This window comes from Acidocella sp. (genome assembly GCF_027352905.1).
In the GTDB taxonomy this organism is placed as follows: domain Bacteria; phylum Pseudomonadota; class Alphaproteobacteria; order Acetobacterales; family Acetobacteraceae; genus Acidocella.
In genome coordinates this window covers 44,492-68,027 of sequence record NZ_DAIEIF010000035.1, presented here as the reverse complement: position 1 = coordinate 68,027, position 23,536 = coordinate 44,492, and the positions used below count along the sequence as shown (strand labels likewise).

Below are 23,536 nucleotides of genomic sequence, written 5' to 3'. Positions count from 1 at the left end.
CACATGACGGGGAATGGCGCCGCCGAACATGACGCGCGTCAAAAACACGCTCAATGGCCGCCGGGCGCGGCGGGGCCGCTCGGCTTGCGCAGGCATAAGGTGACGAGCCCCGCGATGAGCATACCGAAGCCGAGCAGAGCGAAGGCATCGCTATAGGCGAAGTAATTGGCCTGCTGGGTGAGGGTGTGGCCGAGCAGAATGACGGCTTGGTGCCGGGCGGCGCCGGGATCAGCCATGCCATGCGCCTGGAAATAGGCCTGCATCGCGTCCAGCCGCGCCCGCGTCGCCGGTTCCAGCAAGCTCACATGCTGGTTGATGATAAAGGAGTGGAATTTTTCCCGGTTGGTGACATAGGTCTGCACCGTGGCGATGCCGACCGCCCCGCCGAGATTGCCCAGCATGTTGAACAGGGCTGAGGCGGTGCCCGCATCGGCCGGGGCGATGCCGGAAGTCGCGATCATCGTGATGGGAGGAAACACCATCGCCTGCCCCACGGCACGGATGAGATTGGGAACGAGCATTTGCGGCCCGGCATCATTGGGGCCGAGATGGATGTTCATCATCATGCTGATGAAGAAAATGAGAAACCCGAAGGCGAGGAGCCGCCGCGGATCGAACCGGCGCATCAGCCAGGGCATGCAGGGTATGATGAGAAGCTGGGGCAGGCCGATCCAGGCCATCACCATGCCGGATTGCTGGGCGCTGTAGCCATGCGCCTCGGCGAGATAGAGGGGGATGAGATAAACCGCCGCATACAGCACGAAGCCCAGCAAAAAATTCGCCACCGTGATGAAGCTGAAATTCCAGCGCTTGAACAGGCGGAGATTGACGATGGGCCTCTTATTGCCGGGCCGCAATTGCTGAAACAGGAACAAGGCGAGGGCGATGCCGGAAATGATGGAGAGATGGGTGATGAAGGGCGAGCCGAACCAGTCATCCTTATTGCCTTCCTCCAGCACGGTCTGGAGCGCGCCGAGGCCGATGGCCATGGTGATCACGCCGAACCAATCCCCGCGCCAGAACAATTCGAGCCGCATGGGGGCGGGATTCAAGCCCCAGGCCAAAGCGGGCACCATGAACAGCCCCGGCGCAAGATTGAGAAAGAAGATGTAGCGCCACCCATAATTATCGGTGATCCAGCCGCCTATGGTGGGGCCGATGGCCGGGGCAAAGGTGGCGGTGAGCGCGAACATGGAGAAGCCGAAGGGCCGGGCCCGCGGCGGCAGCAACAGCATGACGCACACCAGCGCCAGGGGAATCAGCACGCCTCCGGTAAAGCCCTGGATGGCGCGCAGCACCACCATCTCCGGGAAATTGGTGCTGAGCCCGCAGGCAACGGAAAACACCAGAAACAGCACGGTATTGGCGATGAGATAACGCTTGAGCGAGAACACCTCCGCCAGCCAGCCGGAGAGAGGAATGACGATGATCTCGCCGATGAGATAGGCGGTGGAGATCCAGCCACCATTATCAAGCCCGGTGCCGATGCCGCCCTGGATATCCGGCAGTGAGGTGTTGACAACCTGGATGTTGAGCACGGCCATGAAGGCGCCGAGCAGGGCGCCGCCCACCGCGACCCTGGATCTGAGCGGAACGGCGTCGATCTTGGCGTCCGTCACGGCGCGCGGCGGGTGTCGATTTCCGGCTCGACCGACATGCCCGGCCTCAACTTTCCGGTCTCCGCCGGGGTGAGGTCGATCACGATCTTCACCGGCACGCGCTGGACGATCTTGGTGAAATTGCCGGTGGCGTTATCCGGCGGCAGCAGGGCGAATTCCTGGCCGGAGGCGGGGAAGATGCTGTCCACATGGCCGCGCACATCCAGGGCGGGGAAGCCATCCACATGGATTCTCACGGGCTGGCCGGGGCGGATATGGGTAACTTGCGTCTCTTTGTAATTGGCGACGATATAGACTTGGGCGAGCGGCACCACGGCCATCACCTGGGTGCCGGGCTGGAGATAGTCGCCCAGCGCGACGGTCTTGTTGCCCACCACCCCGTCAAACGGGGCGCGGATGGTGGTGTGCTCCAGATTAAGCCGGGCCTGGGCAAGCTGGGCCTGGGCCTCGGCCTCCCCTGCCTGGGCCTGCTTGGCCTGGGCGTCCAGCACATCCACCTGGCGGTGAGCGGCCTGGAGCGCGGCGTTATCGGCATCGAGAATGGCGCGCGCGGCTTGCAGATCGGTATTCGCCTGTTGCAAGGTCTGCACCGGGCTGGCGCCCTTGGCGGAAAGCGTGGCGTAACGGCGCGCGTTTTCCTCGGCGAAGGCCAGCCGGGCCGTATCGCCCGCCACGCTGGCCTTCGCGGCGGCGATCCTGGATTGCTGAAGGGCGAGTTGGGCCTCGATGTTGGCGATTTGAGCCTCGGCCGCTTGCAACTGGGCGGTGGAGGCGGCCAGCGCGGCCTCGTAATCGCGCGGGTCGATCTGCACCAGCACCTGGCCCTTGGCGACCGGCTGATTGTCGCGCACCGCCACATCCGCGACATAGCCGCTGACCTTCGCCGCGATCAGGCTGGAATCCGCCGCGAGGTAGGCATCGTCCGTGCCGACCAGATATTGCCCAACCAGGATGTATTGGACCGCCCAGGCGCCGAGGATCACCAGCACGGCCACGATGCCCGCGCCCAGGAGAAGGCGTTGCCGGGACGAAATTCTTTTATTTTCCGACACGCGGACCACTCAAACACTGCCGGGAAAGGACATAGAATGCCCGCCCGGACCATGACAAGCCACGGGAGGCGGCGCGGTTAAAGTTTTTCCACCTGCCCGTATTCCAGATCCACGGGGGTCGAGCGGCCGAAGATGGAGACCGAGACCTTCACCCGGCCCTTTTCCTCATCCACATCCTCGACGACCCCGTTGAAGCTGGTGAACGGACCATCGGCGACGCGGACCTGCTCGCCGATCTCGAAGAGCACGGCGGGGCGGCGCTGCTCGGTCCCCTCCGCCTGCTGCTTCATGATGCGCTCGGCCTCGGCATTGCTGATCGGGCTCGGCTTGTTGCGGCTGCCCAGAAAGCCGGTGACCTTGGGAATGTCCTTCACCAGATGCCAGGTGTCATCCGTCATTTCCATGTTGATGAGCACATAGCCGGGGAAGAATTTGCGTTCGGTATTGACCTTCTGGGCGCGGCGGATCTCCGTGACCTCCTCGGTCGGCACCACGATCTCGCCGATTAAATCGGCATACCCCTTCAGCTCCGCCTGCTCTTTGATCTGCTGGGCGACTTTTTTTTCAAAGCCGGAATAGACATGCAGCACGTACCAGCGCTTGGCCATCAAAATTTCCCTCACCCGGTCAGGCGCCGAAAAGAGCGCGCGTGGCCGTGCCGATTATACCGTCAACCGCCAGAAAGAACAAAGCCGTGGCGACCACCATGGCGAGCACGAGACCAGTGACCTGCATGGTCTCCTTGGCGGTGGGCCAGGTGACGCGGGACGCCTCGGCACGCACCTCCCGGGCGAATTTCAGCATATCGAACGCCAAGACCGATCAAACTCCAAAACTTATTTCGCTGGGAGAGGGATGGCAGGGGCGGAGGGTCTCGAACTCTCAACCTCCGGTTTTGGAGACCGGCGCTCTAACCAATTGAGCTACGCCCCTATCCGTACCAGCATGGGAAGCGCTTTCCACACTTTGCCGCGCCGTATGTCAAGACCCGCAACGGCCTGGGCCTCGCCGGACGCGAGGGAAACCGAACCCGCGCAGCCAGGGGGAACATCTGAACCGCGGGGCCGTTTCCATTCTGTTCAAGTTCGGTTTGATCCCCCTTGCGCAGGCGGGAAGACCTGATTATCAAACAAGCCAGCGCGGACGTAGCTCAGCTGGTAGAGCCTCAGATTTCCAATCTGAATGTCGCGAGTTCGAACCTCGTCGTCCGCTCCATCTTACCATGCACATATGCTATAAATGATCGAACGTATGGCAAGCTCATTGCTTAGCTCTTCGTGAAATTCAGGACGCTTTCGACGTTTTCCGAATAGAGAAACTGGTCGATGGGCGTGGCGCTCGCCAGGGTGTAGCCCGCCTGGCGGAGAACGGCGGCCTCGCGCGCCAAGGCGGCGGGATTGCAGCTCACATAAACGATGCTGGGGATTTGCGCGGCGGCGAGGTGATGGATTTGCGGGCCGGACCCGGCGAAAGGCGGATCCAGCACCACCGCCGCCGCTCCCCGCAATTCGCGGGGCAGCAGCGGCTGGCGCCGCAAATCACGCCGTTTGACGCTCACCCGCCCCGCCAGCCCCGCGCCCCGGGCCGCGCGCTCCGCCGCCGCCGCCGCGGCGGCCCCGGCCTCGTACGCCTCCACCCGGGCGATTTGCGCCAGCGGGAAGGTGAAGGTGCCGCAGCCGGAATATAATTCGACGATGCGGGAACGGGGGCGCATCTCCGGCAAGCCGGCGAGAATGGCGGCGGTGATCGCGGTCTCGCCCTCCGGGCAGGCTTGCAGAAACGCCCCGGGCGGCGGCGAGACCGCGACGCCGGCGAAACGCAGCACCGGCGTGGCGAGGATGGCGATTGGCTCCGCCTCGCCCCCCGCCAGACTCACCGAAAGCCGGGGAATCGCCTGGGCTTTGGCGAACTCGACGAGGCGGGCGCGGTCCGGCGGGGTGAGCGGCGCATCGAGGCGCAGGAGAATATCCGCCCCGTTATCGAGCCAGTTGGCGGCGAGTTCCGCCGCCCGGCGGAAGGCTTGCAGCCCGCGCAGCAGGGCGCGCAAGGGGGGCAATAAACCGAGAAGCTCGGGGCGCAGCAGAGCGCATTCCCGCATATCCGCCACCTCGGGCGAGCGGGCGCGGTGCAGCCCCAGACTGATCTCCGCGCCATGGCGCCGCGCCGCCAGATCCACCCGGCGGCGGGAATGCCAGGGCACCCGCGCCAGCGGCGCGACCGCCGCATCTCCGTAGCCCGCCCGGGCCAAAGCCTCGCGCAGCAGGGCGCGCTTATCCGGCGCGTCAGGATCGTCGCTGACGCAGCCGCCGCAGACACCGTAATGAATACAATGGGCCATCTGCCCGCCCTCGCCTTGAGGCCGGTCAGGCGGCTTCCTCGCCCGGGGGCGTGGCGTCCGGCTTGCCGCCCTTGCCTTCAGCGAAGCGGGGCAGCAGCATGAAGGCGGGAATCTCGCCGCCAAAGCCGCGCACCGGCGCGCCCTGGTCTTCCTCCGCCCGCTCGCGCAGGGGGGCGCGCCCGCGAGCGCGCTCGCGCTCATGCTCACGCTCGGGCTTGGCGGGTTTGCCCTCCTCCTTGGCGGATTTGCGCTCCCTGCCCTTTTCCTTCTCTTTCTCCTTAGGACGGGCGGGGGCCTTGTCCCTGTCCCTGCGGCCGCCGCGACCGCGCTTGCGGCCCGTCTCCTCCGACCATTCGGTAGGATCGAGTCCCTCGATCGCGATGCGCGGGATCGGCGCGCCGATCAGCTTCTCGATCGCCTCCACCGCCAGCCGGTCCTCCGGCGTGGCCAGGGTATAGGCATGGCCCTCGCGCCCGGCGCGGCCGGTGCGGCCGATACGGTGAACGTAATCCTCCGCGTGGTGGGGCACATCGAAATTGAACACGTGGGAGAGGCCGCCGATGTCGATGCCGCGCGCCGCGACATCCGAGCAGACGAGAATTTGAATCTCGCCCGCCTTGAATTTCTCCAGCGTGGCGAAGCGCACGCTCTGAGGCAGATCCCCATGCAGCGCCCCGGCGGCGAAACCATGGCGGAGCAGGGATTTGAGCAGAATGTCCACATCGCGCTTGCGGTTGGAGAAGACGAGGGCGTTATGCACCTCCTCCCGGCGCAGCAGCCGGCGCAGCGCCTCCCGCTTATCGTGCTCGTTCACCAGCACGAGGCCGGTGGTGATGGTGGAGGCGACCGTGGCCGGGCGGGAGACCTTGATCTCCTGGGGATCGTTGAGGAAGGCATCCGCCAGGCGGCGGATCTCCGGCGCCATGGTGGCGGAGAAAAACAGGGTCTGGCGCTTGCGTGGCAACAGCGAGACGATACGCTCGATATCCGGGATGAAGCCCATGTCGAGCATGCGGTCGGCCTCGTCGATGACCAGCACCCGCACGTCGGTGAGCAGCAAGCCGCCGCGCTCGAACAGGTCGATCAGCCGCCCCGGCGTGGCGATGAGCACGTCCACGCCCTTGGTGAGCGCGTCCTTCTGCTCGGCCATGCTCTCCCCGCCGATGAGTAGAGCATGGTTGAATTTGAGGTTCTTGCCATATTGGACGAAGTTTTCCGCCACCTGCAGGGCGAGTTCGCGCGTCGGCTCCAGGATGAGGGAGCGCGGCATCCGGGCCCGCGCCCGCGTGCCGCGCAGAATGTCGAGCATCGGCAGGGTGAAGCCGGCTGTTTTGCCGGTGCCGGTCTGGGCGACGCCCAGCACGTCCCGCCCCATCAGCACCACCGGGATGGCCTGGGCCTGGATGGGGGTGGGCTGGGAATAACCCTTCTCCTCCAGCGCCCGCAAAATCGGCTCGGAGAGGCCGAGCGCCGCGAAACCGGGGGAGGCGGCGGTATCGCCGGGTGTTTCCGCGGGCGGCGTCGCCGCGTCCGGGAGGTCGGCAGTTTCAGGCTTATGTGTGTCAGACAAAAATAGCGTCTCTCGTGGCCGGGGGCGCGCCAGGGCGCCGAGCGCGTCCAGCGCCCGTTTCAATGCGCCCCGTATCGTCAAACCGCGCCGGGAAGTCAAGGATTGGTGTGCGTTTCGGTAATGAAAGGCGGGTCGAGCGCCTCCAGGATCGGGCAATCGGGCCGGTCATCGCCATGGCAGGAGGCGGCGAGACGTTTGAGCGTCCGGCTCATCGCCGCGAGGGCGGCGGCTTTCTGGTCCAGCTCCGCGATATGGCGCAGGGCGATGGCCTTGACCTCGGCGGAGGAGCGGCCCCGGTCTCGCCAGAGGGAGAGAAGCTGGCGGATATCCTCGAAGGAAAAGCCGAGATCCCGCGACCGGCGGATGAATCCGAGATCGTGCAGGTCGGAGTCGCTGTAATGGCGGTAGCGGTTTTCCGTGCGCAGGGGGGCGGCGATGAGGCCTATGCTTTCGTAATGCCGGATCATCTTGGCGGAGATGCCGGTGATGGCCGAAGCCTGGGCGATGGTAACGAGAGTCATTGCGCTTTCCAATAACGAAGCCGCATGGCGTTGCCCAGCACGCAGAGGGAGGAGGCCGCCATGGCCCCGCCGGCGATGGCGGGGCTGAGCAACCCGCAAGCCGCGGCGGGGATGCCCAGCGCGTTATAGATGAGGGCCCAGAACAGCCCCTCGCGCAGGATGCGCCAGGTGCGCCGGGCGAGATCCAGCGCCGCCGGGGCGAGGCGCGGATCCGGGCGCAAGAGCGAGATGGCGGCGGCCTCGATGGCCACATCCGCCCCCTGCCCCATCGCCATTCCCGCATCGGCGGCGGCCAGGGCGGCGGCATCGTTGATGCCATCGCCCAGCATCGCCACCTTGCGGCCCTCGCGCCGCAGGGTCTCTATGACCTCACGCTTGCGCTCGGGCGTGGCCTCGGCGATGACGCGGCTGATGCCAAGCTCGTCCGCCAGCGCCTTGGCCGCCGCGCGGCGGTCCCCCGTGAGCAGCAGCGGTTCCACCCCGGCGGCGCGCAGCCGGCCGACGGCCTCGGCGGCGCCGGGGCGGGGGGTGTCGGCAAAGCCGAAGGCGCCGAGCGGCGCGCCCCGCGCATCGGCGAGATAGGACCAGGTGAGCGAATCGGCCTGCTCGGGCGCGGCGGGGATGAGCCGGGCGGAGCCGAGCCGGTAGAGCTGGCCATCCACCATCCCCTCCACGCCCTTGCCAGGCAGGGATTTGAAGTTCGCGGCCGGGGACGCGCCCTCCTGGCGCAGCGCCAGAGAGAGCGGGTGCGTGTCTGCCGCCGCCAGGGCGGCGGCGATGGCGCGCAGCCGAGCCTCCCCGAGATCCCCTAGCGGCTTGACCACGACCAGACGCGGCGCGCCGGTGGTGAGCGTGCCGGTCTTGTCGAACACCATCACATCCGCCTTGGCCGCCGCCTCCAGCGCGTCAGGGTCGCGGAACAGGATGCCGGACCGGGCCGCGGCGCCCGTGCCCGCGAGAATCGCCGCCGGGGTGGCCAGGCCCAGGGCGCAGGGGCAGGCGATGACCAGCACGGAGACAGCGGCGATGAGCGCCGGGGCGAAGCTGGCGCCATGCAGCATCCAGCCGAGAAAGGTGAGGAGGGCGAGGCCCACCACCACCGGCACAAACCAGGCCGAAACCCGGTCCGCCAGACGCTGGACGCGCGGCTTGGCCGCCTGGGCCTGGTCGATGAGCCGGGCCATGCGGTCGAGGAAGCTTTCGCCCGGCGGCGCGGTGACGGCAAGGCGCAGCACTCCGTCCAGATTCAGCGTGCCCGCCAGCAATTTCGCCCCCGGGCCGCGCGGCTGGGGCAACGCCTCGCCGGTGACGGGGCTTTCATCCACGCTGCCCTCGCCCTCCCGCACCGTGCCATCCACTGGCACGCGCTCCCCCGGACGGATGAGGATTTCATCGCCGGGGCGCAGGGCGGACACCGCGATCTCGCCGCCCCCCGCCAGATGCGCCCGTTCCGGCCGCAGACGGCGCAGGCCGAGCACGGCGCGCGCGGCCTCGCGCTTGGCCCGCCCCTCCAGATATTTGCCGAGCCGCACCAGGGTGATCACCGCCACCGAACTCTCGTAATACAGCGGCGCGGCGGTGAACTGGTTCCAGAGAGAGAGGCCGAAGGCGGCGGAGGTGCCCAGCGCCACCAGCAGATCCATATTGCCGGTGCCCGCCCGCAAGGCGGCGAAGCCGGCGCGGTAGAAGCGCGCTCCCAGCCAGAATTGCACGAGGCCGGCGCAGGCGAGTTGCGCCCAGGCGGCAACCGGCAGCCACATGGCCAGCACCACCGGCAGGGAAAGCAGAATGGCGGCGAGAAGCTCCAGCGCCTCGCGCCGGGAGCCATCCGGCCGGGAGCCCGCCGCCAGGCGGGCGGTATAACCCGCCTTTTCTACCGCCTCCCGCAAGGCGTCGAGGCTCACGCCGGGCGCCGCCTTCACCAGCGCCTGCTCGGTGGCGAGATTGACCGCGACATCATGCACGCCCGGCACGCGTTGCAGAACTTTTTCCACCCGCGCCACGCAGCTGGCGCAACTCATCCCGCCAATGGCGAGCTCGATTTCACGTTCGGGCGGGAGGGTCTGGTCCATATCCCCTTATACCACCCTCCCATTGTGGTAAGGTCAATGCCTTGACGCTGGCGCGGTGCGGCTTCTATCTGCCGGCAAGCAACAGGAGACCAGCCATGTCCGCCGCGCCAGAGCTTCGCTTCAACGTTCCCGACATGGATTGCGGCCATTGCGTCCATGCCATCACCCAGGCGATCCACCGGGTTGATCCGGCGGCCGAGGTGCGGGCCGATCTCGCCGCCAAGCAGGTGAGCGTGAGTGGCGCGGCCGCGCAATCCACCTATGCGGCCGCGATCGAGGCGGCGGGGTTCAGCGCGGCGCCCGGCTGAGGGCAAGTCAGATCTCGTAACCCAGCCGGGTGATGACCGGGCGCAAGATCTCCACCGCCGGGGCGAGATGGGAGAGATAGGCCCGGTAACGGTAGCGCGAGCGATCATAGAGCTTCTCGGTCACCTGGGCGTAGGAGGCGGTGCGGGCGTAGCGCGTGTTCTCCTCGAAAGCGAGGCAGCGCGGATCAAACCCGACCCCGATGAAATCGAGGAGATTGCGGACCTCCCTCTCCTGCCCGTTCACCATGTCCTCATAACGGAGGGCAAGATAGCGGGCGGGAACGTTCTCGCGGTAATGCGCGACCAGCCCGGCGATGAGAACGTAATGCTGGGCGATGCTTTCCAGCTCCGCCGCGCAGAAATAGCCATGGGTGAGATGGTTGGAATAGGCCGAGAGCACCACATCGAGCGGATGGCGCAGCACATGGATGACCGGCGACTCCGGAAATAGCAGCGCGATAAGGCCGAGATGCGTCTCGTTGAGCGGCATTTTGTCGGTGAAGAAGGCCGCCCCTTCCCGGAACAGCCCCGCCTTGCGGGCGCGGTTGAGGTAATAATCCCGCAATTCCTCCAGCCCGTCGCGCTGGTCGCCCATCCATAGTTCCGCCAGCGCCTCGGGATAGGTAAGCGGGCTGGCGAACAGGCGCGGCATGAGGGCGGTGATATCGTTGATGAAGGGAAGCTCATCCCCGGCCGCGATCTGCGGATGGACGCTGAGCGTCTGCTCGATGAGGGTGGTGCCGGAGCGGGGAAAGCCGAGAATGAACACCGGCTGGGGCGTGTCCGGCCGCCGCGCCGCCACCGGCAGGGTTTTAAGCCGCCGGGCGGTGAAGAAGCCTTGCAGCCGCGCCGCCATTTCCGCCGCCGCCGCCGCCATGTAGCGGGGCGCGCCCAGCTCCAGCGCCCGGGCCTTGCCCTGACGGAAACAGGCGAAAGCCTCGTCGTGGCGGCCCATCGCGTCGAGCAGCCGGCCTTTTTCAGAAAGCTCGGAAGGTCCGAGGCTCTCCTCGCCGGGGCGGTCGAGCAGGGCAAGGGCCTCTTCATGGCGCTTGAGCCGGGCGAGAATGGTGGCGCGGACGAGTTGCAGGGAGGAGTTGGCGGGCAGCAGGCGCTCCGCCAGATCCAGCAATTCCAGCGCCCTGGTGAACTGCCGGTCCGCCTCCTCCAGTTTCGCGTAGCCGAGAATGGTCTGCGGCACATCCGGTTTGAGCGCCATGGAACGCTGGTAGAGCGCCCGCGCCTCCGCCATGCGGCCCTGGGTTTTCAAATTCCAGGCGAGATTGGCGAGGGTGACCGGCTCCTCGCCCTGGGCGAGTTCCAGCACCCGCCGGTAATGATACTCGCCAACCAGCGGCCGGTTGGCCTCGGTGAGAGCGAGCCCCATGAGATTATGAGCCTGGGCGTTTTGCGGGGCGATGCGCACGGCGTTGCGGGCGTGGAGCTCGGCCTCGGCCAGCGCGCCCTTGGCCAGCAGAAGCAGGGTGAGTTCGTTCGTTGCCCAGAAATGGTTGGGGTTGAGCGTCACCACCCGGCGGATGAGCGCCTCCGCCGCCTCGTGCTGGCCAGTCGCCCGGCAGATACGGAATAAGAGGATCAGCGCTTCCTCCCATCCCGGGGCGAGCTCCAGAGCCTGCCGGGTTTTGCCAGCGGCGGTCTCGGTCTCCCCCGCCGCGAGGGCGGCCTCCGCCTCGGCCAGCAGGGGGGCGAGAACCGCGCTCGCCCCGGGCGGGCTCAGCCCGGCGGCATCCAGCCCGCAGCAGCGCAGCCGCCGCAGGCCGGAGCCGCAGGCGCAAGGGGAAAGATCAACCATTTCCGGAACTGTAACGGCGCTCCGGCGCCGCGCCTAGAGTACCCTCCGCGCTGATGCTCTCATCAGAGCGGAGGGCCGTGCTCTAAGTTAAAGTCTTAGAGCCGGGGAGCGGAGATTAACGTCCGGACCAGGGCGGCGGATCGCTGGCGGGAAAGGTCTCCTTGCCCGCTTCATCCACCTTGTCCTGACTGGCGCCGGTTTCGACCATCGGCACGGCGGGATCGAACTCGACGGCGGAAATCGTACTCTCTTTGTCGGTGACCTCCAGCCGGCGCAGCTCGTTATCGCCAGCCTCGGCACGGATGCTCTGCGGGGCGCGGATGATATGCTCCAGCCCTGGCAAATCGATGATCAGCACATCGTCCTTATGGTCGTAGGTGATGCCTTCCAGCCGCCGCCAATCGGCCTCCACACGTCCGCCCTCGCTCGGAATCGTTAGCCGGGCGTTGACCGTCTGCCCGCGCAGAATATGCGCCAGCGTGTCGAAATAGGTGCTCCAGCGCGCTTTGGTGAGTTCCTGTTTAGCCATGCCCGCTCCTTCTGGTGTTTGGATGCCAGGCTGAAATAAGCAGCCCGCGCCGTCTTATCCAGGGGCGGGCCGCGGGATACCGGGTTTTATGCGCGGCTCAGCGGCGCGGGCGGAAGCGGGGGAGCACCACATCCTCGGCCACCGGGTCGCAAACCAGCTCGACCGGCATGTCGAAAGCGACATCCTCCACCGGGCATTCGACCATCGAACTGATCATCCGCACGCCCTCCTCAAGCTCGACCAGGATCACCGCATAGGGCGTGTCGTTCTTGAAGGCGGGACCGGGCGCCCGGTAGACGACGCTGAAGGAATGGATTTTGCCGCGCCCGCTGGCGGCGCGGTGTTCAAGCCGCTCGCTGGTACAGGTGCGGCAGATCGATTCCTGATAGACCTGTAAATGGCCGCAATCCAGGCAATGCTGCAAGAGAATCTGGCCGCGCTTGAGCCCCTGCCAATAGGCCTCGGAATCGCCATCCGGCGTGGGGAGCGGCTTGATATGGGCGTCCTTCACCGGGTTCATAGCGTGGCCTCCGTGCCGAGAATGGTGGTTGCGTTGGTGGCGAAGCCAGCGCCGAGGCTATGCACAAGGCCGAGCGCGGCATCGGGCACCTGGCGCGGGCCGCAGAGGCCGCGCAGCTGGTTTACGACCTCGTAGAAATGGAAGAGCGAGCCCGGCATGCCGGAATGGGCAAAGGAAAGCAGACCGCCATGGGTGTTGCAGGGAATCGCCCCGCCATAGGTGATCTGGCCATCCTCGACGAACCGGCCTCCCTCGCCTTTCGGGCAGAAGCCGAGATCCTCCAGCATCATGATCACCGTGCCGGTGAAGCAATCATAGACGCCCGCCACGTCCATGTCGCCGGGTCCGTACCCCGCCATGGCGTAGGCGGCGGCGCTGGATTGCACCGCCCCGGTGGTGGTGAGGGAGGGCATGAGGAAGATGTGCTCATGCGTGTAAAACTCGCCGCCGCCGAGAATATAAACCGGCCGCTCGATGCCGAGCGATTTCGCCCGCTCCGCCGAGGTGACGATGAAGGCTCCGCCGCCGTCGGAGATCAGCGAGCAATCCAGCTTGTGATAGGGCGTTGCGACCCAGCCCGAATTGAGCACGTCTTCCACCGTGATCGGCTGCGTCATCTGCGCGTTGGGGGTGCGGCGCGCATGCTCGCGGTGAATCACCGCCACCTGGGCAAATTGTTCCGCTGTAGTGCCAAACTCCTTCATGTGCCGGTGCGCGGTCATCGCGAATGTATTGGACACGGGGATGCCGAACGGCATTTCATATTGCTGGTCGCGGCTCTCGGTCATCGAGCGCAAGGCGAGATCGGGTGTGAGACCGGAGAGCAGGCTGTCCCCACCGACGATCAGCACCGTCTCCGCCAGCCCGCCCGCGATGGCGGCGGCGGCGATGTTGAACATGGTCGCCGCGGTGGCGCCGGAGACTTGCAGCGTATTGGAGAATTTTGGCTGAATGCCCAGATATTCGCTGATGGCGACGCTGAAGCGGTGAAAGGGCGCGGCAAAGGCGACGCTGGAGAGCACGCCGTCGATCTCATCCCGCGAGATGCCCGCATCCGCCATGGCGCGCAACGCCGCCTGGGCAGCGAGGGCCATGGCGCTGCGGCCCGGAACCCTGCCGACCTCGGATATACCCGCGCCGATGATCGCGGTTTTGCCGCGAATCCCCCGCGCGGCGGGCTTTGTCTGTGTCGTCACGATCCGTCACTCCCTTCGATCATCATTGGTCAGGCGCGGAAATAATCCGCGTAATTCTTCCGCACCTCGTTTTTCTGCACCTTGCCGGTCGCGGTGCGCGGCATGGCGTCCACCAGAATCAGCGCCTTCGGGCATTTGAACGGGCTGAGCTTGGAGCGCAGCCGGGCGAGCACATCCTCCGGATCCACTGTCTCGCCCTCGCGCACCGTGGCGACGGCGGTGATCGCCTCGCCCCAGCGCTCATGCGGCACGCCCACCACCACCACCTCCAACAGCTTCGGCTCGATGGCGTAAAGCGCCTTCTCCACCTCGATGGAGGCGACGTTCTCGCCGCCGGATTTGATGACGTCCTTGCTGCGGTCATCGAACCACAACATGCCGGTTTCGTCGAAATGGCCGACATCGCCGGAATGAAACCAGCCCTTGCGGAAGCCTTTGCGGGTCGCCTCCTCATCGCGCAAATATTCGGTGAGCAGATGCGGGCTGCGATAGACGATCTCGCCCGTCTGCCCCCAGGGCAGCAGCTGATCGTTCTCATCGACGATCCCGACCTCGACATTGATCATGGGGTGGCCGATGGCGCCGGGATGGGTGAGCTGATGCTCGGGCCGGAAACAGGTGGAGGCGGGACTCATCTCCGTCTGGCCGAACAACAGCGACAATTCGCATTTGAACATGTCCATCAATTTACGGACATCGTCATCGGGCATCGGCGCCATGGCATAGATCATCCGCCGCATGCTGGAGACATTCCGGGGTGCGCGTAATTGTTCCTCCATCATAGCGCGGTACATCATCGGCAGGGCGAACATCAGCGAGATTTTCTCGGCATCGATCAGATCGAGCAGCGCCTTGGGCTCAAATGCCTCGAGAATATAGATCGTGGCGTTATTGGCGATGGCGGTGGTGCAGAACCCATTGAGCTGCGCGGTATGAAACATTGGCATCATCGCGGCCAGCCTGTCATTGGCGGTAAGCTGGATATCGATGATGACATTGAGGGTTTGCACATAGATGGCAAGATGATTGCCCACCACGCCCTTGGGCGCGGAAGTGGTGCCGCTGGTGTAGAGATAGGAGAGTGGGGCACGGTCTTCGACCAGAACTTCGGGGTTGGAGCTGTCCGCCGCCGCGCAAAGCCGGGCAAAGGACAGCGCCTCGCAATGCGCCGGCAGGTCGAGTCTTGCCCCTCTGCCCTCCTCGATGACGATGATATCGCGCGCCAAGGGAATATCAGGCAGGGCGTGGCCAAGTTCGTCCAGCCAGCGCTCCTGCACCGCGATGCCGCGCACGCGGGCATGGTTGAAGACATAGCTGATCTCACCCCGCCGCCAGAATAGATTGATGGGTGTGCAGATCACGCCGATCTTGGCGCAGGCGTAATATACAGCGAGAAACTCGATGCAATTGCCGCACATCAGCCCCAGCGCGTCCCCAGGGCGGTAGCCGCGTGCGAGCAGGGCGTTGGCGAGGCGGTTGGCGTAGTCGTTGAACTCCCGGTAGGAGAGGCGGCGCTCCCCTTGGACGAGCGCGGTCTTATGCGGGTCTCGCGCGGCGCTACGGGTGAGCATATCGCCGACATTGACGCGCGTCGCGAGATTTTTTTCGAGCGCGAAGCGGTCGGTATCAGTGAGAGTAATGTTATCCATGGCGCGTTTCCTTCGGGCGGGGATTAGAGATGATTGTCCTGGCGGGATTGAGAACGGCGCCAAGCCAGCCCGAGACATCCGCCATCTCCGCGAGGCGGCAGCCCTCGGCGAAGAATTTTTCCGCCTGGGGCTGGGTTAACGCGGGGTGGCCGTGGCGCAGACAATCTGTCCATTTGGCGCCCAGCTGCGCGCGGGTGAGCGGGCTGGCCGCCGCGCCGGGAGCATGCTCAACGGTATGGGTCAGCACGCTGCCATCGCGCAAGGTGAGGGTCACCGTCACCGGCTGGTCGATATCCGAGCCCTGGAGGGGCGCCGTATCGCTTTCCACCAGCTCCACATCGGCGAGCCGGGTTTGGATGGCGGGGCGCATGACCGCCGCATCGGTGAAGCTCTCCAGCCCGATACGGCCATCGAGCAGGCTGGCGAGAATGGCGTAAGGCGCGCTGAATTTCGCGTGCAGCCCGGTGCGGGGGCGCGGATGGATCAGCGGGGCGCCGCCGCCCTTGGGCATGTGCACGACGGCGCGGGCGAGTTGCTCCGGCGTGCAGGGCGTCCGCGCGCGCAATTCCAGCGTGGCGGCGATCATTTTATGCAGCATGTAGCAGCAGGGAAATAATTTTTGGCTGAAGCCGGGAGATTCGATGGAAAACGGCGCGCCGAAGCGGATGCCGCCCGGCCAGATGTCCGTCTCGCCGCCGGAATAGGCTTGCAGAAACGCATCCGCCTCGAAGGGTTCGGCGCTGCCGGTAATGCCCGCCGCCGCCAGCCGCGCCGCGCGCACCCCGTTCTGCGCCGCCAACCCCACATGCAGCGGCTTGACCATGCTGCCAAAATTCTTCCGCAGTCCCGCCGCCATGCTGGCGGCGATGGCGAGGGCATGGGCGGCGGGCTGGGCCGCCATGCCGCGCAGCTTGGCCACGGCGGCGGCGGCACCCAGCGTGCCCAGTATGGCGGTGGTATGAAAGCCGAGCGCATAGGGCCGGAAGCCCAGCCCCTCGCCGATGCGGGTCATCACCTCCGTGCCAACGCAAAAGGCGAGTTGCAGCCGCGCGCCGGAAACCGGGCCTTGGGCGGCGGCCTGGGGCAGCGCCGCCAGCAGGGCGGAGAGAATGGGCGCGCTGGGATGGCAGACGCCCAGCATGCAAACATCGTCGTAATCGAGAATATGGGAGGCCATGCCGTAGAGCAGCGCCGCGTCTTCCGGGCTCAGGGATTTACCGCTCCAGGGCGAGGCGATGCCGCCCTGCCCGGCAGGGTCCAACGCCGCGTCCAGAAGCGTCACCGGCGCCTCGCCCCCGCCCGCCACCAGCACGGCCAGCGTGTCGAGAATGGCGGCGGCGGCTTTGTCCGCCGTGGATGCGGGCAGATCTGCAAAGTCCGCCGAGGCAATGAAGGCGGCCAGCCGGGGGGTGAGCGACTCTTGCGCCATGGTTGCGTTTCCTCTCCTTGTCCTGCGCCTAAACCACGATCCTAGCCGCCGCTCCAGCGCGGTTTGCGCTTTTCATTGAACGCCCGTACCCCCTCCAGCCGGTCCTCGGAGGATACCAGCACGTTATAGGCCGCGAGGTCGAGCATATAACCGGTGTGGAAATCAACCTCGCCCCCGCGCGAGGCGGCGAGCTTGCCGTAGCGGACAGACATCGGAGCGGATGCGGCGATGCGCCGCGCCACGGCGATGGCGGCGGCGAGCGCCTGGCCAGGTTCCACGGCCTCGTTGACGATGTTCCAGCCCGCCGCCATCTCGCCGGAGAAGCGCTCCCCGCAGAAGATCAACTGCTTGGCCCGGCGCATGCCGGCGGCGCGCACCAGATTTTGAATGCCGCCGCCGCCGGGCAGAATGCCCCTTTTGGCCTCGGGCAAGGCGAAATCGGCGGCGCGCGAGGCGATGATGAAATCGCACATCAATGCCAGCTCGAACCCACCGCCATGGGCGATCCCCTCCACCGCCGCGATGACCGGCTGGGGGAAATCCTTGATGGCCAGCAGCGCCTCCTCAGCCAGCTGGTGCTGGCGGCGCCAGGTATGGTCGCTCATGCCCTGGCGCTCCTTCAAATCGCCGCCAGCGCAAAAGGCGCGCGGCCCGGCCCCGGTGACGATGAGCACGCGCAACCCGTCCTCATAGGCGAGCGCGTGCAGGGCGGCCCGCAGCTCCTCCAGCATGCGGGTGTTCATCGCGTTGAGGATTTCGGGCCGGTTGAGGGTGAGCAGGCGCACACCCTCAACCTCTTCCGTGCCGGGAGCGGGTTCCAGCAGCAGGGTTTCGAAAGTCATGCGCGCCGCCTCCATCAATAGGACCGGGGCATGCCCAGCTGGTGCTGGGCCACCTGGGCGACGACGAGGTTATTCGCGATGGGCGCGGTGCGGAACAGGCGGGTTTCCTTCCATTTGCGCTCGATATCGTACTCGCAGGCGACACCGAAGCCGCCATAGGCGGTCATGGCCGCCTCCGCCGCCTCCCAGGCCGCCTCGCTGGCGAGGTATTTGGCCATATTGCTCTCCGGCCCGCAGGGGCGGCCGGCATCGAACAGCGCCGCCGCCTTGTTGCGCATCAGCTCGGCGGCTTCGAGATTCATATGCGCCTTGGCGATGGGAAATTGCACGCCCTGATTAGCGCCGATCGGCCGGTCGAAAACCACGCGCTCGCTGGAATAACGCGAGGCGCGCTCCACCATCCATTGCCCGTTGCCAAGGATCTCGCCGGTGGCGATGATCCGCTCGGCGTTCAGCGAATCGAGAAGGTAATAAAACCCCTTCCCTTCCTCGCCGATGCGGTCTTCATCCGCGACCTCGAGATTGTCGATGAACACCTGGTTGGTGTGGTGGTTGAGCATGGTGCGGATCGGCCGGGCTTGCAGCGCCGCGCCGGCTTTCTTGATGTCCACGAGAAACAAGGTGAGGCCGTCCGTCTTGCGGGCCGCCTCCTCATATGGGGTGGTGCGGGTGATCAGCAGATACAGATCGGATTGCTTGAACCGTGAGGTCCAGATCTTCTGCCCGTTGATGACATAGCCGCCGGGGATTTTGCGCGCGAAGGTCTTGATCCGCAGCGTGTTCGAGCCGGCGTCCGGCTCGGTCACGCCGAAGGCCTGCAGGCGCAAACTGCCATCAGCGATGCGCGGCAGATATCGGCGTTTCTGCTCGGGGCTGCCATGACGCAGCACGGAGCCCATGGTGTACATCTGGGCGTGGCAGGTGGCGCCATTGCCGCCGCTGCGGTTGACCTCCTGCAGGATCAGGCTGGCGTCGAGAATGCCGAGATCGGAGCCGCCATATTCCTCCGGGATCAGGGCGGCCAGCCAGCCGGCCTCGGTCATCGCCTTCACGAAGGCCTCCGGATAGGCGCCTTCCTCATCCAGCCTGCGCCAATACTCATCGCCGAATTTTTCGCAGAGGCCACGCACGGCCGCCCGCATCTCATTCTGGGTCGCGGTGTAGTCAAAATCCATGGAGGCTCCCTCCGCCGGGCTCAGCGCCTGGCGCTTTTATGCAAAAATCCATCGATGCCGTCGCGGGCGTCCGGCTCCATCATGTTGCGTGCCATCACCTCGGCGGCGTAGTCATAGGCGTCCGCGGCGGCCATCTGCCGCTGCCGGTAGAACATGGTTTTGCCATGGCGGATGGCCGCCGCGCTCTTGCTCAAAATCTCCTGGGTCTTGCGGCTGACCGCCTCATCCAGCGCCGCATCCGGCGCGACCTCGTTCACCAGCCCCCATTCGAGGGCGGTGCGCGCGTCGATGAAACGCCCGGTCACCAGCATGTCGAAGGCGCGCTTCGCCGCGACGTTACGGGAGAGCGGCACCGCAGGGGTGGAGCAGAACAGGCCGAGATTGACACCGGAGACGGCGAAACGGGCCGATTCCGCCGCGATGGCGAGATCGCAGCCGGCGACCAGCTGGCAACCCGCCGCCGTCGCCACGCCATGCACGCGGGCGATGACCGGCACCGGCAGGCGCTGCAAGGCCAGCATCAATTGGCCGCAGCGCCCGAACAGCGCCCGGTAATATTCATAACGCGGCTGGCCGCGCATCTCCTCCAGATCATGCCCAGCGCAGAAAGCCCGGCCCTCCCCCGCGATGACGACGCAGCGAACCGCTGGGCTGGCGGCGATGTCCTCGACCGCGCGGGAAAGCGCGCCCAGCATCCCCTCCGAAAGAGAGTTGAATTTGGCGGGGCGATTCATGCGCAGCGTCACCACGCCCTCCGCCTCCTCGCGCAAAAGGAGGTCTTCGCCGCTGATATGGTTCATGCCTTCATTTCCTTCCCGCCGCGTCCGGTTCGGTCAGGATGGCTGCAACAAGCGGCGAGATCAAGCGCCCCGCCACGCAAAGAAAAACCGCGCAGCGGGGAGGTCCCGTTGCGCGGCTCCGTGGCCTTGAGAGTCCGGGGCAACCCCCGGAGTATCAGGCCGCTTTCTGCATATCCGCCTGGGGCGCGGCCTCGATGGTCTTGGCCGGCATGGCCGTGCTGATCTCGATGCGGCGCGGCTTGGCGCTTTCAGGCACCTGGCGGCGGAGCTTGATGTGCAGCAGGCCATTCACCAGCTCGGCCCCGTCGACGACCATATGGTCGGCCAGCACGAAACGGCGCTGGAAGGCGCGGGCGGCGATGCCGTGATGCAGGAAATCACCCTTGCCCGTCTCCTCGGCCACGCGGCCCGAGACGATCAAGGCGTTGTCCTTCACCGTCACCTCGATGTCGTTGGAGGAAAAGCCGGCCACCGCGAGGGTGACGCGGTATTCATCCTCTCCCAGCCTCTCGATATTATAGGGCGGATAGCCCGCCGAATCCTGCGGCAGGGAATCGACCAGCCGGGCGAGACGGTCAAACCCGACGGCGGTACGGAAAAGCGGCGCGAAATCGTAAGTCATGGTCATCAACCTCCTTCTTGCAAGCAAGGTATTCAGTCATCAGTGAAAGCCCATCGGTTCCCGTTGCGGCGAACCGTCTGAGCGCCAAGCCCCTGAAGAGGCGGCCCGGCACCAAGTATTATAGGAATTTTTTCCAACGCTTCAAGAAAAAATTGCGGGCCGGCGGTCAGCCCGCCGCCGCGACCAGCGTGCCGCTGGTGAAGCGCCAGATGCGCTCCAGATGCTCAACCCCGGTCAGCCGGTGGAGGATCAGCAGCACCGTCCGCCCCTCCGTCGCGGTGTTGAACACGCGGAAGAATTCCTGCTCGGTGGCGGCGTCCAGCCCGGCACAGGGCTCGTCCAGTATGATCACCGGCGCGTCCATCAGCAGGGTGCGCGCCAAGGCCAGCCGCCGGCCCTGCCCGCCCGAGAGCGTGCTGCCGCCCTCGCCCAGCCAGCTATCCAGCCCCTCCGGCAAAGCGCGCACCGCCTCCGCGATCTGCGCCGCCTCCAGCGCCGCCCATAGGCGGGATTCGTCCGCCGCCGGGTCGCCGAGACGGAGATTGTTGCGGATGGTGTCGGCGAAGAGATGCGTGGTCTGGCCGAGATAGGCGATGCGGCGGCGCAGCGCCTCGGCGGGTACCTGGAGAATATCCACCCCGCCGAAGCGGATCTGCCCGCTCACCGGCTGGACCAGCTTGAGGATCAAGGCGGCGATGGTGGATTTGCCCGCTCCGGAGGGGCCGAGAATGGCGGTGCGCGACCCTTCCGGCAATTGCAAGGAGAGGTTCTGGAATACCCAGGGCCGGTCTGGCGCGTAGCGGAAGCTGACATGTTCGAAGGCGATGGCGTTGCGGCTGGGCATGGGCGCCGGGCTGGCCGGGTCGGGCACGGGCGGCCCCGCCTCCGCCGCTTGCACCACCCGCGCCGCCGCCGCCTTGGCCTGGCCGTAGAGCATGCCGCCACGCGGCAGGCCGAGCACGGCCTCGAAGGCGGCGATGAGCACCAGCACGGCGGCCACGGCTGGGGCAGGCAGGCCGAAAAACCCAAGAATGATAACAAACAGGATGGTCGCCTGGGCGACGATGAAAGCGATCGCGGCGAGCCGCGCGCCCTGCCTCGCCTGTTCGCGCTGGGCGGCGAGAAGCTGCGCCTCGCGCGCCTGCACCATGGCCAGCATGCGGCCCTCGGCGGCAAAAATTTTCACCTCCCGCAAGCCGTGCAGCGCGTCCAGCGCCGCGACGCGCAGCCCGGCCATGGCCAGCCCCGCGCGGGGGGCATTGGCTACCGCCGCCCGCGCCGCGCGGCGCGGCAACCAGAAGGCGACATAGGCGAAGGGCAGGAGCGCGAGCAAGGCGGGGCCATAAGCGCGGGAGAGCGCCCAAGCCAGCATCGGCACCAGCAGCACCGCCCCCAGCAAAGGCAGATAGACGCGCAGGAACAGCCCGTCGAGCATATCGACATCATTGACCAGCCGGGCCAGAGCGTCTCCCGCCCGGCGCAACCCCAGCCCGCCCGCCGCGCTGCGCGCCAGCCCCCGGAACAGCCAGACGCGCACATCCGCCAGCGCCCGGAAAATGGCCTCATGCCCAACCACGCGCTCGGCATAGCGCAGCACCACCCTTGCCACGCCGGTCCATTGCAGCAGCAGGGAGGTGGCGAGGGCGCCGCCGCCCAAAGCCAGAGCGAGGGCCTGGCCGGAACCGCCCATCAGCACCACCCCCGCCGCCAGCGCCGCCAGGGAAAGCAGCGTCGCCGCCGCCAGCCAGCCCGGATGGCGCAGCCAGAGCCGGACGATGCGCCCGACCGGGTTCATGCCACCACCCCGCGCCAGCTGGCATAGCGCAGGGCATCGAGATCCACCCGGCGGGCGCCGATGGTCTTGGCGAAATCCATGGCCTGGGTGGAATGGGTGGCCAGCACCACCGTGCGGCCCGCCGCCAGGCGCTTCAGGCTTTCCAATATGTCCCGCTCCACGGCGGGATCGAGATGGGCTGTCGGCTCGTCCAGCAGCAGCAAGGGCGCGTCCTTCAAAAAAGCCCGGGCGATGGCGATGCGCTGCGCCTGCCCGCCGGAGATTCCGAACCCGCCCTCGCCCAGCGGCGTTTGCAGCCCTTGCGGCAGGCTGGCGACCAGCTCTTCCAAATGGGCGTTGCGAATGGCGGCGCGCAATTCATCCTCGCTGGCCGCCGGGTTGGCGAAACGGATATTCTCCTCGATGGTGCCAGCGAAGATCACCGGCCTTTGGCCGATCCAGCCCATCATGCGGGTGCGCGCGGCAGGGACGAGGATGTCCAGCTCCGCGCCATTGATGGTGATGCGCCCGGCCTGCGGGGCGAGAAATCCCAGAATGAGATCGATGATGGTGGATTTGCCCGTGCCGGAGGCGCCGGTGAGCAGCAGCATCTCGCCGCGCCCGACCTTGAAGGAGAGGTTTTCCAGCACCGGCCGCGCCGGGTCCCAGGCGAAGGAGACATGCTCGAAGGCGAGCGTCACCCCATGCGCGGCGACGGAGCGGATATTGGCGGGCGGCACGGGAGCCGGCGCCTCGGGCAACGAGGCGAACTCCTCCGCCACCGCCTCGGCCGCCATGCGGTCGCCATACACCCCGGCATAGGCCCGCAAGGGGGCGAAGAATTCCGGCGTCAGCAGCACCAGGAACAAGGCGGTGCGCGCCAGCTCGGGCGCGCCGCGCAGCACCGGCGCGAAACGCAGGACGATGAGCACGAGCGCCGCCGCCGCCGCGAGGTCGAGCGCGGTGGAGGAGAGAAACGCCACGCGCAGCACCCGCATGGTGCGCTGGCGCAATTCCCGCGCCGCCGCCGCCAGGGCTGCCGCCTCATCCTCCGCCCGCCCGGCGAGGACGATGGTGGAGATGCCGCGAATACGGTCGAGAAACCGCACCTGGAGCCGGGTCATCGCCAGGAATTGCTTTTTGACCGCGAGGCCAGCGCCGATGCCCGCCACCGCCATAGCGAGGGGCACGAACAGCCCGGCGACAATGAGGATCAACCCGGCGCGCCAATCCGCGCCGAGGGCGGCGAGGCCGACCAGGGACGGGCCGATGAGGGCGAGGCCGGCGGCGGGAATCCAGCGGGCGTGGAACCCTTCCATCGCCTCCACCTTGTCCACGGCGATGGCGGCGAGTTCACCGGAATGCCGGTCCCGCAGCCCCGCCGGACCCAAGGCTAGCAGCACGCCGAGCGCCCGGCCGCGCAGCCGCCGCCGCGCCGCCGCCCCCAGCTCGAAATTCCACCGCTCAGAGCGGGTTTGCAGCGCGGCCCGGCCCAAAACGGCCAGGGAAAAGATCAGCCCCGCGGCCCAGGCCGCCATCCCGGCCTTTTGCACGTGCAGCACCGCGGCCAGCAGCCGCGCCGCCGCCCCCGCCTGAAAAATGCCGCATAAAATCGCCGCCGCGCCCAGCAGGAATGATCGCCGCGCCGCCCGGAATCCGGCGGCCTGCTCCGATTTGATCCAGGGATTCGCGGCTCTGCTCATGCGCCCG

General features: G+C 66.7%; 21 protein-coding genes and 2 tRNA genes. 2 read left to right on the top strand and 21 right to left on the bottom strand.

The window, feature by feature from the left end; genetic code table 11:
• Nucleotides 1-50: 50 nt before the first annotated feature.
• The 5 genes from M7H45_RS06195 to M7H45_RS06175 form a co-directional block, all read right to left on the bottom strand.
• Nucleotides 51-1,619, bottom strand: coding sequence for an MDR family MFS transporter (locus M7H45_RS06195; RefSeq protein ID WP_298215377.1), 1,569 nt, complete (start codon nucleotides 1,617-1,619; stop codon nucleotides 51-53).
• Nucleotides 1,616-2,671, bottom strand: a complete 1,056-nt coding sequence (locus M7H45_RS06190) for an HlyD family secretion protein (protein ID WP_298215376.1) — start codon at nucleotides 2,669-2,671, stop codon at nucleotides 1,616-1,618. Before M7H45_RS06190 ends, M7H45_RS06195 begins: the two co-directional genes overlap by 4 nt.
• A 77-nt stretch (nucleotides 2,672-2,748) precedes the next feature.
• On the bottom strand, nucleotides 2,749-3,279 hold the full coding sequence (nusG, locus tag M7H45_RS06185; RefSeq protein WP_298215375.1) for a transcription termination/antitermination protein NusG: 531 nt from the start codon (nucleotides 3,277-3,279) through the stop codon (nucleotides 2,749-2,751).
• A 19-nt stretch (nucleotides 3,280-3,298) separates the two neighbouring features.
• The gene (secE, locus tag M7H45_RS06180) at nucleotides 3,299-3,475 is read right to left on the bottom strand and encodes a preprotein translocase subunit SecE (RefSeq protein WP_298215374.1); all 177 of its coding nucleotides are present in this window, start codon (nucleotides 3,473-3,475) and stop codon (nucleotides 3,299-3,301) included.
• Nucleotides 3,476-3,527: 52 nt separating this feature from the next.
• Nucleotides 3,528-3,604: transfer RNA gene (locus tag M7H45_RS06175), tRNA-Trp, on the bottom strand.
• 206 nt (nucleotides 3,605-3,810) lie between these two features.
• Between M7H45_RS06175 and M7H45_RS06170 the strand changes: the two genes are divergently transcribed.
• Nucleotides 3,811-3,886: transfer RNA gene (locus M7H45_RS06170), tRNA-Gly, on the top strand.
• A gap of 52 nt (nucleotides 3,887-3,938) precedes the next feature.
• Here M7H45_RS06170 and M7H45_RS06165 read toward each other — a convergent pair.
• From M7H45_RS06165 to M7H45_RS06150, 4 genes are all read right to left on the bottom strand, one after another.
• A complete protein-coding gene (locus M7H45_RS06165) occupies nucleotides 3,939-5,009 on the bottom strand; it encodes a class I SAM-dependent RNA methyltransferase (RefSeq protein WP_298215373.1) in 1,071 nt (356 codons plus the stop codon).
• A 25-nt stretch (nucleotides 5,010-5,034) separates the two neighbouring features.
• Nucleotides 5,035-6,579: a DEAD/DEAH box helicase gene (locus tag M7H45_RS06160; protein ID WP_298215372.1), complete on the bottom strand. Its 1,545-nt coding sequence runs from the start codon at nucleotides 6,577-6,579 to the stop codon at nucleotides 5,035-5,037.
• A 95-nt stretch (nucleotides 6,580-6,674) separates the two neighbouring features.
• Nucleotides 6,675-7,100, bottom strand: a complete 426-nt coding sequence (gene cueR / locus M7H45_RS06155) for a Cu(I)-responsive transcriptional regulator (RefSeq protein ID WP_298215371.1) — start codon at nucleotides 7,098-7,100, stop codon at nucleotides 6,675-6,677.
• Nucleotides 7,097-9,172 (bottom strand): cation-translocating P-type ATPase, encoded by a 2,076-nt coding sequence (locus tag M7H45_RS06150; RefSeq protein WP_298215370.1) that lies wholly within the window; start codon nucleotides 9,170-9,172, stop codon nucleotides 7,097-7,099. Before M7H45_RS06150 ends, cueR begins: the two co-directional genes overlap by 4 nt.
• Before the next feature lie 95 nt (nucleotides 9,173-9,267).
• On the opposite strand from M7H45_RS06150, the gene M7H45_RS06145 reads away from it, so the two are divergent.
• Nucleotides 9,268-9,480 (top strand): heavy-metal-associated domain-containing protein, encoded by a 213-nt coding sequence (locus M7H45_RS06145; protein WP_298215369.1) that lies wholly within the window; start codon nucleotides 9,268-9,270, stop codon nucleotides 9,478-9,480.
• Nucleotides 9,481-9,487: 7 nt separating this feature from the next.
• On the opposite strand, the gene M7H45_RS06140 is transcribed toward M7H45_RS06145, so the two are convergent.
• From M7H45_RS06140 to cydD, 12 genes are all read right to left on the bottom strand, one after another.
• Nucleotides 9,488-11,290: a sulfotransferase gene (locus M7H45_RS06140; protein WP_298215368.1), complete on the bottom strand. Its 1,803-nt coding sequence runs from the start codon at nucleotides 11,288-11,290 to the stop codon at nucleotides 9,488-9,490.
• Nucleotides 11,291-11,405: 115 nt separating this feature from the next.
• Nucleotides 11,406-11,819: a DUF5335 family protein gene (locus M7H45_RS06135; RefSeq protein ID WP_298215367.1), complete on the bottom strand. Its 414-nt coding sequence runs from the start codon at nucleotides 11,817-11,819 to the stop codon at nucleotides 11,406-11,408.
• Nucleotides 11,820-11,916: 97 nt separating this feature from the next.
• Entirely contained in the window at nucleotides 11,917-12,339 is a 423-nt protein-coding gene (locus tag M7H45_RS06130; protein ID WP_298215366.1) for a Zn-ribbon domain-containing OB-fold protein, read from the bottom strand.
• Nucleotides 12,336-13,535, bottom strand: a complete 1,200-nt coding sequence (locus M7H45_RS06125; protein ID WP_298215365.1) for a thiolase C-terminal domain-containing protein — start codon at nucleotides 13,533-13,535, stop codon at nucleotides 12,336-12,338. The genes M7H45_RS06130 and M7H45_RS06125 overlap by 4 nt, the downstream gene beginning before the upstream one ends.
• A gap of 29 nt (nucleotides 13,536-13,564) precedes the next feature.
• A complete protein-coding gene (locus M7H45_RS06120; protein ID WP_298215364.1) occupies nucleotides 13,565-15,184 on the bottom strand; it encodes a class I adenylate-forming enzyme family protein in 1,620 nt (539 codons plus the stop codon).
• Nucleotides 15,177-16,613 carry an MmgE/PrpD family protein gene (locus M7H45_RS06115; protein ID WP_298215363.1) on the bottom strand — a complete coding sequence of 479 codons (1,437 nt, stop codon included), beginning with the start codon at nucleotides 16,611-16,613 and terminating at the stop codon, nucleotides 15,177-15,179. Before M7H45_RS06115 ends, M7H45_RS06120 begins: the two co-directional genes overlap by 8 nt.
• Before the next feature lie 41 nt (nucleotides 16,614-16,654).
• Nucleotides 16,655-17,455, bottom strand: coding sequence for an enoyl-CoA hydratase/isomerase family protein (locus M7H45_RS06110; RefSeq protein ID WP_298215362.1), 801 nt, complete (start codon nucleotides 17,453-17,455; stop codon nucleotides 16,655-16,657).
• 14 nt (nucleotides 17,456-17,469) lie between these two features.
• Nucleotides 17,470-18,630, bottom strand: a complete 1,161-nt coding sequence (locus M7H45_RS06105; protein ID WP_298215361.1) for an acyl-CoA dehydrogenase family protein — start codon at nucleotides 18,628-18,630, stop codon at nucleotides 17,470-17,472.
• Nucleotides 18,631-18,650: 20 nt separating this feature from the next.
• Nucleotides 18,651-19,430 carry an enoyl-CoA hydratase gene (locus M7H45_RS06100; protein ID WP_298215360.1) on the bottom strand — a complete coding sequence of 260 codons (780 nt, stop codon included), beginning with the start codon at nucleotides 19,428-19,430 and terminating at the stop codon, nucleotides 18,651-18,653.
• A 154-nt stretch (nucleotides 19,431-19,584) separates the two neighbouring features.
• Nucleotides 19,585-20,058: an Hsp20 family protein gene (locus tag M7H45_RS06095; protein WP_408832571.1), complete on the bottom strand. Its 474-nt coding sequence runs from the start codon at nucleotides 20,056-20,058 to the stop codon at nucleotides 19,585-19,587.
• 160 nt (nucleotides 20,059-20,218) lie between these two features.
• On the bottom strand, nucleotides 20,219-21,847 hold the full coding sequence (gene cydC / locus M7H45_RS06090; protein WP_298215359.1) for a thiol reductant ABC exporter subunit CydC: 1,629 nt from the start codon (nucleotides 21,845-21,847) through the stop codon (nucleotides 20,219-20,221).
• The gene (gene cydD / locus M7H45_RS06085) at nucleotides 21,844-23,529 is read right to left on the bottom strand and encodes a thiol reductant ABC exporter subunit CydD (protein WP_298215358.1); all 1,686 of its coding nucleotides are present in this window, start codon (nucleotides 23,527-23,529) and stop codon (nucleotides 21,844-21,846) included. Before cydD ends, cydC begins: the two co-directional genes overlap by 4 nt.
• Nucleotides 23,530-23,536 lie beyond the last annotated feature (7 nt).